14 protein-coding genes and 1 riboswitch are annotated in these 13,859 nt (G+C 55.0%); of the genes, 7 read left to right on the top strand and 7 right to left on the bottom strand.

Annotated features, from left to right (window positions below; genetic code table 11):
- Positions 1 to 22: 22 nt before the first annotated feature.
- Genes ACMGGS_RS14575 through ACMGGS_RS14565 form a run of 3 tightly spaced genes read left to right on the top strand, consistent with a single transcriptional unit; the run spans position 23 to position 2,987 of the window.
- Positions 23 to 784, top strand: coding sequence for an endonuclease/exonuclease/phosphatase family protein (locus tag ACMGGS_RS14575; RefSeq protein WP_414163220.1), 762 nt, complete (start codon positions 23 to 25; stop codon positions 782 to 784).
- Complete coding sequence (clsB, locus tag ACMGGS_RS14570; protein ID WP_414163219.1) at positions 781 to 2,022, top strand: cardiolipin synthase ClsB; 1,242 nt, start codon at positions 781 to 783, stop codon at positions 2,020 to 2,022. The genes ACMGGS_RS14575 and clsB overlap by 4 nt, the downstream gene beginning before the upstream one ends.
- Positions 2,022 to 2,987 (top strand): lysylphosphatidylglycerol synthase transmembrane domain-containing protein, encoded by a 966-nt coding sequence (locus ACMGGS_RS14565; protein ID WP_414163218.1) that lies wholly within the window; start codon positions 2,022 to 2,024, stop codon positions 2,985 to 2,987. The genes clsB and ACMGGS_RS14565 overlap by 1 nt, the downstream gene beginning before the upstream one ends.
- Before the next feature lie 160 nt (positions 2,988 to 3,147).
- Here ACMGGS_RS14565 and ACMGGS_RS14560 read toward each other — a convergent pair whose 3' ends face one another.
- The 6 genes from ACMGGS_RS14560 to moaA form a co-directional block, all read right to left on the bottom strand.
- Positions 3,148 to 3,855 (bottom strand): Bax inhibitor-1 family protein, encoded by a 708-nt coding sequence (locus tag ACMGGS_RS14560; protein ID WP_176920523.1) that lies wholly within the window; start codon positions 3,853 to 3,855, stop codon positions 3,148 to 3,150.
- Between the two features lie 61 nt (positions 3,856 to 3,916).
- Positions 3,917 to 4,369: a molybdopterin synthase catalytic subunit MoaE gene (gene moaE, locus ACMGGS_RS14555; protein ID WP_414163217.1), complete on the bottom strand. Its 453-nt coding sequence runs from the start codon at positions 4,367 to 4,369 to the stop codon at positions 3,917 to 3,919.
- 1 nt (position 4,370) lies between these two features.
- A complete protein-coding gene (gene moaD / locus ACMGGS_RS14550) occupies positions 4,371 to 4,616 on the bottom strand; it encodes a molybdopterin synthase sulfur carrier subunit (RefSeq protein ID WP_414163216.1) in 246 nt (81 codons plus the stop codon).
- Positions 4,609 to 5,094 (bottom strand): cyclic pyranopterin monophosphate synthase MoaC, encoded by a 486-nt coding sequence (gene moaC, locus ACMGGS_RS14545; protein ID WP_176920520.1) that lies wholly within the window; start codon positions 5,092 to 5,094, stop codon positions 4,609 to 4,611. Before moaC ends, moaD begins: the two co-directional genes overlap by 8 nt.
- A gap of 2 nt (positions 5,095 to 5,096) precedes the next feature.
- Positions 5,097 to 5,609 (bottom strand): molybdenum cofactor biosynthesis protein B, encoded by a 513-nt coding sequence (gene moaB, locus ACMGGS_RS14540; protein WP_414163215.1) that lies wholly within the window; start codon positions 5,607 to 5,609, stop codon positions 5,097 to 5,099.
- 20 nt (positions 5,610 to 5,629) lie between these two features.
- The gene (gene moaA / locus ACMGGS_RS14535; protein ID WP_414163214.1) at positions 5,630 to 6,619 is read right to left on the bottom strand and encodes a GTP 3',8-cyclase MoaA; all 990 of its coding nucleotides are present in this window, start codon (positions 6,617 to 6,619) and stop codon (positions 5,630 to 5,632) included.
- A riboswitch (molybdenum cofactor riboswitch) is annotated at positions 6,607 to 6,738 on the bottom strand. Its footprint overlaps the gene before it by 13 nt.
- 199 nt (positions 6,739 to 6,937) lie before the next feature.
- Here moaA and yvcK point away from each other — a divergent pair.
- From yvcK to pmrB, 4 genes are all read left to right on the top strand, one after another.
- Complete coding sequence (gene yvcK, locus ACMGGS_RS14530; protein WP_414163213.1) at positions 6,938 to 7,846, top strand: uridine diphosphate-N-acetylglucosamine-binding protein YvcK; 909 nt, start codon at positions 6,938 to 6,940, stop codon at positions 7,844 to 7,846.
- Positions 7,847 to 7,929: 83 nt separating this feature from the next.
- A complete protein-coding gene (gene eptA, locus ACMGGS_RS14525; RefSeq protein WP_414163212.1) occupies positions 7,930 to 9,570 on the top strand; it encodes a phosphoethanolamine transferase EptA in 1,641 nt (546 codons plus the stop codon).
- On the top strand, positions 9,571 to 10,236 hold the full coding sequence (gene pmrA, locus ACMGGS_RS14520) for a two-component system response regulator PmrA (RefSeq protein ID WP_414163211.1): 666 nt from the start codon (positions 9,571 to 9,573) through the stop codon (positions 10,234 to 10,236).
- Positions 10,236 to 11,312 (top strand): two-component system sensor histidine kinase PmrB, encoded by a 1,077-nt coding sequence (pmrB, locus tag ACMGGS_RS14515; RefSeq protein WP_414163210.1) that lies wholly within the window; start codon positions 10,236 to 10,238, stop codon positions 11,310 to 11,312. The genes pmrA and pmrB overlap by 1 nt, the downstream gene beginning before the upstream one ends.
- A 70-nt stretch (positions 11,313 to 11,382) precedes the next feature.
- Here the strand turns inward: pmrB and uvrB are convergent, their stop codons facing one another.
- Positions 11,383 to 13,401: an excinuclease ABC subunit UvrB gene (uvrB, locus tag ACMGGS_RS14510; RefSeq protein ID WP_414163209.1), complete on the bottom strand. Its 2,019-nt coding sequence runs from the start codon at positions 13,399 to 13,401 to the stop codon at positions 11,383 to 11,385.
- Positions 13,402 to 13,859: the final 458 nt, after the last annotated feature.

Below are 13,859 nucleotides of genomic sequence, written 5' to 3'. Positions count from 1 at the left end.
CAGTGACGCTGGCAGGAGAATTATGACCCAACACGCGCGACATTTTTCATTAAAAATACTGACGATTAACACACACAAAGGATTCACCGCATTTAACCGACGCTTTATTTTGCCTGAGTTGCGTGATGCGGTACGCACTGTAGGTGCCGATATCGTGTGCCTTCAGGAAGTGATGGGCGCACATGAAGTGCATCCGCTGCACGTGGAAAACTGGCCGGATACCACCCATTATGAGTTTCTGGCGGATACCATGTGGAGCGATTTTGCGTATGGCCGCAACGCCGTGTATCCGGAAGGCCATCACGGCAACGCGGTGCTATCACGCTACCCTATTGAACATTATGAGAATCGCGACGTGTCTGTTGAGGGCAGTGAAAAGCGCGGTCTGCTTTATTGCCGAATTGCCCCACCGGATCTCGATCATCCGATTCATGTTATTTGCGTTCATCTGGGGCTACGTGAAGCTCATCGTCAGGCACAGCTCACCATGCTGGCTGACTGGGTAAATACCTTTCCCGAAGGCGAACCGGTAGTAGTGGCTGGCGATTTCAATGACTGGCGACAAAAGGCCAATTACCCACTGAAATCCCGGGCGGGCCTGGAGGAGATATTTAGCCGGGCGAAAGGACGACCCGCGCGCACATTCCCCGTGAGTTTTCCTTTATTACGCCTTGATCGTATTTATGTGAAGAACGCGCACGCCAGTAGTCCTTCAGCGCTACTCTTACGCCACTGGCGTCACCTGTCCGATCATGCCCCCCTGAGTGCGGAGATCCACCTATGAAATGTGACTGGCGAGAGGGAAACCGCATCAAGTTACTGGAGAACGGCGACCAGTTTTACCCGGCGGTACATGCAGCTATTGATGATGCCAAAAGTCGGGTTATTCTCGAAAGCTTCATCTGGTTTGAAGATGAAGTGGGTAAGCAACTGCACGCGGTGCTGTTGCGGGCGGCTCAGCGTGGCGTCAAGATTGACGTACTGCTGGACGGTTATGGTTCACCGGATCTGAGCGATAACTTCGTTAACCAACTGACGGCAGCGGGTGTAGTGTTCCGCTATTACGATCCGCGTCCGCGAATGATGGGTATGCGTACCAACGTCTTTCGCCGCATGCACCGCAAAATCGTGGTTATCGACACCGACATTGCCTTCGTGGGCGGAATTAACTATTCCGACGAGCATATGTCCAGCTATGGCGCGCAGGCTAAGCAGGATTATGCCATTCGCATTGAAGGCCCGGTGGTACAGGATATCCTGCAATTTGAAGTTGAAAACCTGCCGGGCAATGCCTCGGTGCGCCGCTGGTGGCGACGCCGTCACCGCGCAGTGGAAAACCATAAACCTGGCGAAGCACAGGCGCTGTTTGTCTGGCGCGATAACGAAGAACACCGCGACGATATTGAACGCCATTATCTTAAAATGCTGGCTAATGCCCGCCGGGAAGTGATTATCGCCAACGCCTACTTTTTCCCTGGCTACCGTTTGCTGCACGCGATGCGTAATGCCGCGCGTCGTGGCGTTAAGGTTAAGCTGATCGTTCAGGGCGAGCCGGATATGCCGATTGTCAAAGTCGGCGCACGTCTGCTGTATAACTACCTGATTAAAGGCGGTGTTGACGTCTATGAATACTGCCGTCGTCCGCTGCACGGTAAAGTGGCGCTGATGGACGATCACTGGGCCACCGTCGGCTCCAGCAACCTGGATCCGCTTAGTCTGTCGCTGAATCTTGAAGCCAACCTGATTATCCATGACCGGGAATTTAATCAGACGCTGCGGGAAAATCTGAATGCCATTATTAGCAAAGATTGCAAGCTGGTGGATGAAACCATGATGCCGAAGCGGACCTGGTGGAATCTGGGCAAGAGCGTGGTGGTGTTCCACTTCCTGCGTCATTTTCCGGCGCTGGTGGGCTGGCTTCCGGCGCATACGCCACTGCTGGCAGAGGTTGATCCCCCGGTGCAACCGGAGCTTGAAACGCAGGATCGCGTCGATACCGAAAATTCCGGAGTGAAATCCTGATGGCTAAATCACATCCTCGCTGGCGGCTGGCGAAAAAAATTCTCACCTGGCTGTTTTTTATTGCCGTGGCGGTACTGCTGGTGGTGTATGCCAAAAAGGTGAACTGGGAAGATGTCTGGAAGGTGATCCGCGATTACAACCGCCTTGTTCTGCTGAGCGCCGTGGCGCTGGTGATTGTCAGTTATGTGATGTACGGCTTTTACGATCTGCTGGGCCGGGCCTATTGCGGGCATAAGCTGGCGAAGCGGCAGGTCATGCTGGTGTCGTTTATCTGCTATGCCTTTAACCTGACGTTAAGTACCTGGGTTGGCGGCATCGGTATGCGCTACCGGCTCTATTCACGGCTGGGCCTGCCGAGCAGTACTATCACGCGCATTTTTTCGCTGAGCATTACGACCAACTGGCTGGGCTATATCCTGCTGGGTGGGTTGATATTTACCTTTGGCGTGGTCCAGCTCCCTTCTCACTGGTATATCGATGAAGGTACGCTGCGGATTGTCGGTATCGTGTTACTGCTGCTGGTGGTGGTCTATATGTGGGGCTGCGCTTTTGCGAAGCGTCGTCATATCACCATTAAGGGGCAGAAGCTGGTGCTGCCATCGTGGAAATTCGCCATCGCGCAAATGGTGATTTCCAGTATCAACTGGATGGTGATGGGGCTGATTATCTGGCTGCTGCTGGGCCAGGATGTGAACTACTTCTTTGTTCTCGGCGTGTTGCTGGTCAGTAGTATTGCCGGGGTTATCGTGCACATACCGGCAGGGATTGGCGTGCTGGAGGCGGTTTTCATCGCCCTGCTGGCAGGCGAACATACCTCACAGGGCACGATCATCGCCGCGCTATTGGCGTACCGGATGCTCTACTATATCGCCCCGCTGCTGCTGGCGCTGGTGGGATATCTGGTGCTGGAAAGCCGGGCGAAAAAGCTCAGGGAGAAAAACGAAAAAGCGATGGCGAAGCCTTAAGGGTAATAAAAGCGCCTTTGCCCCGCGCTGCCCGGCGGCGCTGCGCTTGCACGGGCCTACGGATAACGCGTAATTTTATTGTAGGCCGGGTAAGCGCAGCGCCACCCGGCAGGTTCACAACGGTATTTTTATAACAGGCTTGTTTCCAGCCTCACCATCATTAACGGCGGTTGCCGAAAATCCGCAGCAGCATCAGGAACAGGTTGATAAAGTCGAGATACAGCGTCAGTGCGCCGAGGATGGAGTATTTACGCAGCATGCTGCCGTCACGGGTGTCGATCTGCTCGCCGATATTTTTCAGCTTCTGGGTATCATAAGCCGTCAGGCCAACGAAGATCACCACGCCGATATAGGTTACCGCCCACATCAACGCTTCGCTCTTCAGCCAGAAGTTCACCAGCGAGGCGAGAATAATCCCTATCAAGCCCATGAAGAGCATATTGCCGAAACCGCTGAGATCGCGTTTGGTGGTATACCCATACAGGCTCATCGCGCCAAACATCCCTGCCGTCACCACGAAGGTGCTGGCGATGGAGGAGTAGGTATACACCACAAAGATGCTTGAGAGCGTCAGCCCGGTTAGCGCCGAATAGAGCATAAACAGCGTGGTTGCCATCCCGGCGCTGAGCTTATGCACCAGCCCGGAGAGCACGAAAACCAGCGCCAGCTGCGCGATAATCAGGCCAAAGAACGTAATCTGGCTGGAGAAGACAAACATCAGCACGGCGGGGGTATTGGCAGAATACCAGGCGACAAAAGCGGTGAGTAACAGGCCGCAGGTCATCCAGCCATAGACCTGCGCCATATAGGTTTGCAGGCCAGTACGCGAGCGCTGGACTATCGAATCTGAACGTGGATATCTATCCATGAGAAACTCCTTATAAGATGAATACTCTTGTAAGCCTACTACATCTTACGAAAAAGGCGCATCACCAGCGCTGTGCCGCCTGCTTGTCGCTGTCGCGCGCCTCGACCCAGCGCTCACCTTCGGGCGTCGCTTCACGCTTCCAGAACGGGGCGCGGGTTTTCAGGTAGTCCATAATAAACTCCCCGGCGTCAAAGGCGCTGCTGCGATGCGCACTGGTGACGCCGACGAAGACAATCTCCTCGCCCGGCCACAGTTCGCCAATCCGGTGAATCACGGTGACACGGCCTAACGGCCAGCGGGCGCGGGCCTCAGCCACGATTTCCGCCAGCGCTTTTTCCGTCATGCCGGGGTAGTGCTCAAGCGTCAACGCCTTCACGCTGTCCCCGAGGTTATGATTGCGCACTTTGCCGGTAAAGGTGACAACCGCACCGTCTTCATCGCGCTCTGCCAGCCACGGATACTCATCGCCAACGCGAAACGGCGCGTGGCCGACACAAATACGGGTCTCAGCCATCTCAGCCTCCGGTGACGGGTGGAAAGAACGCCACTTCATCGCCGTCAACGATGGCATGGTCGAAGGCGACCAGCGTCTGATTGACGGCAGCCAGCAGCTTGCCCTCTTCCAGCGCCAGCGCCCAGCGTTCGCCCTGTACGGCAAGGTGCTGGCGCAACGCTTCCACGTTGGCGAACGTTGCTTCCAGAGAAAGGCGATCGGTGCCAACCAGCTCGCGTACCTGGGCGAAAAAAAGAACGTTAATCATGTGCTTTCACCGTAAAATCGCCCGATTTGCCGCCGCTTTTCGCCAGCAAACGCACCGGGCCAATGACCATATCTTTCTGCACCGCTTTGCACATATCGTAGATCGTCAGTGCCGCTACCGAGGCGGCGGTCAGCGCTTCCATCTCGACGCCGGTTTTCCCGGTCAGACGGCAGAGGGTTTCAATACGCACGCGGTTATGTTCCGGCTCGGCGTGAAGCTGAACCTCCACTTTGCTGAGCAGCAGTGGATGACACAGCGGGATCAGCTCCCAGGTCCGTTTTGCCGCCTGAATGCCGGCGATACGGGCCGTGGCAAATACGTCACCTTTATGGTGACTGCCTTCGACGATCATCGCCAGCGTTTCCGGCAGCATGGTAACAAAGGCTTCCGCCCGCGCTTCGCGCACCGTCTCGGCTTTGGCGGAGACGTCCACCATATGCGCTTCACCGGCGGCGTTGATATGGGTCAGTTGTGACATGATTATTTCTTCAGATGAGGATGGAAATTACAGGGACGGGTACGGGCATCGAGCTGCGGCGCAATGATGTTGTCCCACGCCGTGCGGCAGGCTTTGGTGGAGCCAGGCATGGCAAAAATCAGCGTATTGTTGGCGATGCCCGCTACCGCGCGCGATTGCAGCGTCGCCGTGCCGATCTCCTCAAAGGAGAGCATGCGGAATACTTCGCCGAAGCCTTCAATTTCACGGTCAAACAGCGGCAGCAGCGCTTCCGGTGCCTGGTCGCCCGCGGTAAAGCCGGTGCCGCCGTTGATCAGCACCACCTGAACGTCTTCACGCGCGATCCAGGCAGACACCTGAGCGCGGATGGCGTAGCGATTTTCTTTAACGATGGCTTTATCCACCACCTGATGACCCGCCTCGTGCGCAGCGTCGCGCAGATAATGGCCGGAGGTATCGTCCTCTTCGCCACGGCGGCTGGAAACGGTAAGAACAGCGATTCGCGTCGGGATAAATTCAGCGCTTACCTGACTCATCGAGATCTCCTTGCTGGCGGTTATCCGCCAATATAAGAAAGGTTCTGAGTAATGCCCGTATTTCCCTGATGCAGGAAATGGGTCTGCTTTTTGTGGGTCAGCGCGGCGGCAATACGCGCTTCCAGCGCCGCCTGCTGCTGGTCGTCCGCCAGCAAATCTCGCAAATCGACGCCGCCCTCGCCAAACAGACACAGATGCAGTTTGCCGGTAGAGGAGACACGCAGGCGGTTGCAGCTGGCGCAGAAATCTTTTTCATACGGCATGATAAGGCCGATTTCGCCTTCGTAGTCGGGATGGCAAAATACCTGCGCCGGACCGTCACTGCGCTGGCGAAGCTGGTGGATCCAGCCGCGTCTGAGCAGTTCGTCGCGCAGCACCATGCCAGAGATATGATGTTTGCGGAACAGCTCGCTGCCCTCACCCGTTTCCATCAGCTCGATAAAACGCAGCTGGATGCGACGAGGTTTGATCCACGCGAGGAAGGTATCAAGCTGGTGATGATTGACGTCGCGCATCAGAACGGTGTTGACCTTAACGCGCGTAAAACCGGCGTCAAAAGCGGCGTCAATGCCGTCCATCACCTGACGAAATTTGTCCTGCCCGGTGATAGCGTGAAACTGACGGGCATCGAGGCTGTCGAGGCTGACGTTGATATTGGTCAGCCCCGCGTCGCGCCAGTTTGCAACATCGCGCGCCATCCGGTAACCGTTGGTGGTCACCGCAATCTGGCGGATGGCCGGGTTTTCACGCACGGTGGCGATAATTTCGCTAAAGTCGCGACGAAGCGTAGGTTCGCCGCCGGTGAGACGCACTTTTTCGGTGCCGAGCGCGGTGAAGGCGCGAGTCACCCGCCGCACTTCATCGACGGATAAAAAACCGTTATTGGTGACGCCGCTGGGCCGGTAGCCGTTGGGCAGACAGTACGTGCAACGAAAATTACACACGTCGGTGATCGACAAACGCAGATAGTAAAACCTGCGGGCGAACGCATCGGTAAGTTGTGAAGCCATGTACACCTTTCCAGTTCGGGAGGCACAGTCATTTCTTCCTGTACCCTGGTGGCTTATGCCACGGCCAAAGCACCGTATCGAAAGACCCAGGTGCAGAGGCTAGAGTGATTATGCCGATAGTAGCGCGTCAAACACGTTTCCGCCACTCGCAAAACGCTATATAATTATGTATATAGCGACACAATCGTGCAATTTCGCTACAGACTACGCGTAAATCACGTTTTTGCATTGATATGCATCATTTTAGCGCCGTTAGCCCATCGTCTTTTAGGGGTAGTTACGCTACTGTTACGCGGAATGATTAAATAAGGGAAAGTTATGCGTAATCGCACGTTTGCGGATCTGGACAGAGTAGTAGCACTGGGCGGCGGGCATGGTCTGGGACGGGTTATGTCTTCACTGTCGTCAGTGGGTTCACGGCTGACCGGGATCGTGACCACTACTGACAACGGCGGCTCAACCGGGCGTATCCGGCGTGCGGAGGGCGGTATCGCCTGGGGCGATATGCGCAACTGCCTCAATCAGCTGATTACTGAACCCAGCGTCGCGTCAGCGATGTTTGAATACCGTTTTGGCGGTAATGGCGAGCTTTCCGGGCATAATCTCGGAAATTTGATGTTAAAGGCGCTGGATCACCTGAGCGTGCGGCCTCTGGAGGCCATTAATTTAATTCGCAATTTGCTGAAGGTGGACGCGTTACTGATCCCGATGTCGGAAGTACCGGTGGATTTGATGGCCGTGGATAGCGAAGGCCATGAAGTCTATGGTGAAGTGAATATCGATCAGCTTAAACAACCGCCAGCGGACCTGCTGCTCTCCCCTAACGTTCCGGCCACCCGTGAAGCCGTACAGGCCATCGCCGAAGCCGATCTTATTCTCATCGGGCCAGGCAGTTTTTACACCAGCCTGATGCCGATCCTGCTGTTGTCTGATATTACCCAGGCGCTGCGACGCGCCCCGGCTCCGATGATCTACATCGGCAATTTAGGCCGTGAAGTCAGCCTCCCGGCGGCTGAGCTTCAGGTTGTTGATAAGCTGGCCCTGATGGAGCGCGCTATCGGCAAACGGGTTATTGATGCGGTGGTGGTGGGACCGGATACCGATATTCGTGGAACAGACGATCGCATCGTGGTTCAGCAGCCGCTGGAAGCCAGCGATATTCCTTACCTTCACGATCGCCATTTGCTGCGCAAGGCGCTGGAACAGGCGGTTCAGGCGCTGGGCTAATCTTCTCATCTTTATTCGTTTCTTAAGGTTGGCTTAAACCTTCTCTGCCACGATGCCGTTCCCTTTCCTGGCGAGATCACATTATGCGGGCGTTTCATCTGCGCAGACCGACCCTCGGTCTGCTGACGTTTCTGGTTCTTTTTGCGCTCTATATCGCACTTTTTTTAAATATCGCCTTCTGGCATCAGGCATTTAACCTGCTGCCGGTGAATTCTCTGCATTCGGCGCTGGTGTTTATCTCTATGCCTGTCGTGGCGTTTGCGGCCATTTATATCCTGCTAACGCTGGCGTCATTTTTACGCCTGCATCGGTTAATCATCACCCTTTTCGTTTTGCTCGGCGCGGCGGTGCAATATTTTATTCTTAACTTCGGTATCGTGATGGATCGCTCAATGATCGATAACATCCTTGATACCACGCCTGCGGAAAGTTTTGCCCTGCTCTCGTCGCGACTGGTGTTATCACTGCTGTTCTCCGGCGTATTAATGGCAGCGCTGGCCTGGTGGGTAAAAATCCGCTATCCCGCGACGCTCGTAAGGGGCGGAGTGCTGCGGGCGGTGAGTCTCACCCTTTCCGTTCTGGCGATCCTGCTGGTGGCGCTCCTGTTCTATAAAGATTACGCCTCTCTGTTTCGCAACAACAAAGAGCTGGTGAAATCGCTTAATCCGTCCAACAGTATCGTTGCCAGCTGGTCCTGGTACATTCATAACCGAATGGACAATTTGCCGCTGGTGCAGATTGGCGAAGATGCGCGGCAGGATCCCCGCATGGTGCAGGGTCCGCGTAAGAACCTGACGATCCTCATCGTCGGCGAAACGTCGCGGGCGGCCAACTTTTCCCTTGGCGGCTACCAGCGCGAGACCAATCCGCGTTTGAAGCAGGATAACGTGATTTACTTCCCGCAAACGACCTCCTGCGGCACCGCAACCGCCGTGTCGGTCCCCTGCATGTTCTCTGACATGCCGCGCCAGCATTACGACGCCCAACTGGCGCACCATCAGGAAGGACTGCTGGACGTCATTCAGCGCGCCGGGATAAAGGTGCTGTGGAATGAAAATGACGGCGGTTGTAAAGGTGCCTGCGAGCGGGTGCCGACGCAGGATATGACGCGTCTGAAACTGCCGGGTCAGTGTATCAATGGCGAATGCTATGATGAGGTATTATTCGAGGGTTTAAGCCATTACATCGATACGCTTCAGGGAGATGGCGTGATTGTTCTGCACACCATAGGCAGCCACGGCCCCACCTACTACAACCGCTATCCGCCCCAGTTCCGTAAATTTACCCCGACCTGCGATACCAATGAGATACAGACCTGTAGTAAGGCGCAACTGGCCAATACTTACGATAATACCGTTCTGTATGTGGACTATATCGTCGATAAAGCGATCAAGCTGCTACAAAGCAAGCAGGACAGGTTTACCACCAGTCTGGTGTATCTGTCGGATCACGGTGAATCACTGGGGGAAGACGGGGTCTATTTGCATGGACTGCCGTGGTCAATTGCCCCGCAGATGCAAACGCATATTCCGATGCTGATGTGGCTCTCAGAGGATTATCAGAAACGTTATCACGTAAGCCAGCAGTGTCTGCAAAAAAGGGCTGACACTCAGGCGTACTCACAGGATAATCTTTTCTCCACTATGCTTGGGATGGTGGGCGTCACCACGCAGGTCTATCAGGGAAAAGATGATATTTTATTGTCGTGCAAAGGAGCTAACTAAGTGAAAATATTAGTTATTGAGGATGATGCTTTACTGCAGCAGGGACTGATCCTGGCCATGCAAAACGAGGGATATGTCTGCGATGGCGTGGCGACCGCCCGCGATGCGAAGAGTTGTCTGGCCAGCGCCCATTACAGTCTGGTGGTGCTGGATTTAGGTCTGCCCGATGAGGATGGGTTGCATCTGCTGGCCCATCTGCGACGCGATAAATTCACCCAGCCGGTGCTGATCCTCACCGCGCGCGATACCGTCGGCGATCGCATCGCCGGGCTGGATACCGGCGCGGATGACTATTTAATCAAACCTTTCGCCCTGGATGAGCTGAATGCGCGCATTCGCGCGCTGCTGCGCCGCCATCATAATCAGGGAGACAGCGAACTGACGATCGACAATCTGACGCTCAACGTCACGCGCCGTCAGGTCTGGCTGGAAGGACAGTTGCTGGAGCTTACGCCGAAAGAGTACGCGCTGCTCTCAAGACTGATGCTAAAAGCGGGTAGCCCGGTGCATCGTGAAATTCTCTATAACGATATTTATAGCTGGGAAAACGAACCCTCGACCAATACGCTGGAGGTGCATATCCATAATTTACGCGAAAAGATCGGCAAAACGCGTATTCGCACGGTGCGCGGCTTCGGCTATATGATGCCGAATCAGGATAAATAATGGCACTCTTTCGCAGACGAAAAACGACGATGCGCAGCCAGCTGCTGCTGACCATCGGCGCAATTCTGGTGGTGTGCCAGGTTTATAGCGTTTTCTGGCTCTGGCATGAAAGCCAGGAGCAGATTCAACTGCTGGTACAGAGCGCAGTCCAGAATCATGACAACAGTAAACACATTGCGCACGAAGTACGCGAAGCTATCGCCAGCCTGCTGGTGCCCAGTCTGCTGATTATCGGCCTGGCGCTGGTCATCTGCTTTCACGCGGTGAAAAAGATCACCCGCCCGCTGGCAGAGTTGCAACGCGAGTTAAGCGAACGCACGCCCGACAACCTTCAGCCCATCGCCATTAACGCGACGGTCAGCGAAGTGGAAGCGGTGACCTCCGCCATCAATCAACTGGTCTCGCGACTTACCGTGACGCTCGAGCGCGAGCGGCTGTTTACCGCCGATGTCGCCCACGAGTTGCGCACGCCGCTGGCCGGTCTGCGTTTGCACCTTGAGCTGATTGGTCGTGCCGGAACTGCGAATGTCGAGCCGCTGCTGCAGCGCCTGGATCAGATGACCACCAGCATTGCCCAGCTTTTGCAACTGGCGCGCGTGGGGCAATCTTTTTCTGCCGGGAGCTATCAGCAGGTTAATCTCTATCACGATGTGGTTCTGCCGCTTCAGGGGGAGCTTGAAACTATGCTGTCGCAGCGTCAGCAATATCTGACATTGCCGGTGGAAAGCCAGGTCGCCGTATTGGGCGACGCCACGCTGTTACGCGTGGTGCTCAGAAATCTGGTGGAAAATGCCTATCGTTATAGTCCTGTCGGCTCTGTTATCGTCGTCCATATTGAGCCTGGAAACGGGCCGACGCTGGTGGTTGAAGATGAAGGTCCGGGGATTGATGAATCGAAAGGCGGCGAGCTGAGCAAGGCGTTTGTGCGTATGGACAGCCGGTATGGCGGTATTGGCCTCGGGTTGAGCATCGTCACGCGTATTGCCCAGTTGCACGACGCGCAGTTTTTTTTGCACAATCGCCAGTCGCAGACGGGCGCGCGGGCCTGGGTGAAATTCAGACCGCTACGGGGGTAATACGTTTAGCCCCGGAACCCCATAATGCCGGATGGCGGCTTCGCCTTATCCGGCCTACGAGCCTACGAGCCTACGAGGCGGCAATAAACAGGTCGCGCAACTGGTGCAATTGGTCGCGAACCTGCGCCGCTTCCTCGAACTCCAGATCCCGGGCGTGCTGCATCATCTTCGCTTCCAGTTCGTGAATTTTCTGCTGCAATGCCTTCGGCGTCAGCGGCAACGCTGCATCCTCTTCCACCGGATGACGCGCTTTACCACGGCCTTTGGCTTTGGTCTTCGCGATGTTTTCACCCAGCGCCAGAATATCGACCACTTTCTTGTTCAGGCCCTGCGGCACGATGCCGTGCTCTTCGTTGTACTGCTGCTGTTTCTCGCGACGACGCTCGGTTTCGCTAATGGCTTTTTCCATCGACGGGGTGATTTTATCGCCGTAGAGGATGGCTTTACCGTTGATATTACGCGCCGCACGCCCGATAGTCTGGATCAGCGAGCGCTCAGAGCGCAGGAAACCTTCTTTGTCGGCATCCAGAATGGCGACCAACGACACTTCCGGCATATCCAACCCTTCGCGCAGCAGGTTGATCCCGACCAGCACATCGAACTTGCCGAGGCGCAGATCGCGGATAATTTCCATACGCTCGACGGTGTCGATGTCTGAGTGAAGATAACGCACCCGCTCGCCGTGCTCGTCGAGGTATTCGGTTAAATCTTCTGCCATTCGTTTGGTCAGGGTGGTGACCAGCACGCGCTCGTTGATCACCACGCGCTTGCGAATTTCTGAGAGTAAATCATCGACCTGCGTCGCCACCGGACGCACTTCAATAATCGGGTCCAGCAGGCCGGTAGGACGCACCACCTGATCGACAATTTCATCGCCGGATTTTTCCAGCTCGTACTTGCCGGGCGTCGCCGAAACGTAGATGGTTTGTGGGGCCAGCGCCTCAAACTCTTCAAACTTCATCGGACGGTTATCCAGCGCGGAAGGCAGGCGGAACCCGTACTCGACCAGCGTCTCTTTACGCGCCCGGTCGCCGCGATACATCCCGCCAATTTGCGGGATGGTAACGTGTGATTCGTCCACCACCAGCAGACCGTCCGCGGGCAGATAGTCAAACAGCGTCGGCGGCGCTTCGCCCGGCCCACGGCCAGAAAGGTAGCGCGAGTAGTTTTCGATACCTGAGCAGTAGCCCAGCTCGTTCATCATTTCGAGATCGAACTGCGTGCGCTGGGTGATTCGCTGTTCTTCTAACAGTTTATTATTCGCCATTAGCGTCTTGCGTCGGTCAGATAACTCAACTTTGATGTCTTCCATCGCCTGCACAATACGCTCGCGTGGCGTTACGTAGTGCGTTTTGGGATAGACGGTAAAACGCTGGATCGTCGATTCAATATGCCCGGTTAGCGGATCAAACAGCGACAGACGTTCCACTTCTTCGTCGAACAGTTCGACGCGCAACGCCACGTCATCCGATTCCGCCGGGAAGATGTCAATCACCTCACCACGCACGCGGAACGTCCCGCGCTGGAAGGCCTGGTCGTTACGGGCGTACTGCAATTCCGCCAGACGACGCAAAATATCGCGCTGATTGATAATCATGCCGATGGTGAGGTGCAGCATCATTTTCAGATACAGGTCGGGATCGCCAAGGCCGTAAATCGCCGACACGGAAGCCACCACCACTACATCACGACGTTCCAGCAATGCTTTAGTTGCCGACAGACGCATTTGCTCAATATGCTCGTTGACCGACGCGTCTTTCTCAATAAATGTATCGGAACTGGGAACGTAGGCTTCCGGCTGATAATAGTCGTAGTAGGAGACGAAATACTCCACGGCATTGTCCGGAAAGAACTCCTTCATTTCGCCATACAGCTGCGCGGCCAGCGTTTTATTCGGTGCCAGCACCATGGTCGGACGCTGAAGATCGGCGATAACATTGGCAACGGTAAACGTCTTCCCTGACCCCGTTACGCCAAGAAGCGTCTGATGGGCCAGGCCATCTTCAAGCCCTTCTTTCAGACGACGAATCGCCTCCGGCTGATCGCCAGATGGACGGAATGCGGAATTCAGTTTGAACGGTTTACTCATTAATGGCTACCTGAAAGGAATAAGCGGGCAGGAGCATAATTTTACCTGTCGCTGGCGATTTTGCCAACAATTTATACTGGATAAAAAAACAGTAAGCGTAAAATCTTGCCTCATTGCCCTGGAAACATCAGCAAAAGCGTAGCGTCAGACAGGGAAAATACCAGCTGAAATGGGTTATCCCCAAAAAAACTCATTTTTTAACTTTGTCAAGCAATGTCATGACGGTTTGATGGCAGCAGATGACACTTTTCTTGCACTAGTTGATTTTATTTAACTCGTTGAATATAAAAAACATATCATAAAAGACGCGTTTGCCGTCAATTCATCCGCAGGCCGCGTATTCTCTCGTTTACCACGTCTTTTCTAACTCTAATGCACAAGGTTATCCACAGGAATAGTGGATAACTCGCGCCAGCCCTTAGCCACCGCTCTCTGGCAAAAACCGAAGCCGCTGATGA

This window comes from Superficieibacter sp. BNK-5 (assembly GCF_047456055.1).
Classification (GTDB): Bacteria; Pseudomonadota; Gammaproteobacteria; order Enterobacterales; family Enterobacteriaceae; genus Superficieibacter.
Note: the sequence above shows the minus strand (reverse complement) of the source record. Positions and strands in the feature narration are given on the sequence as shown.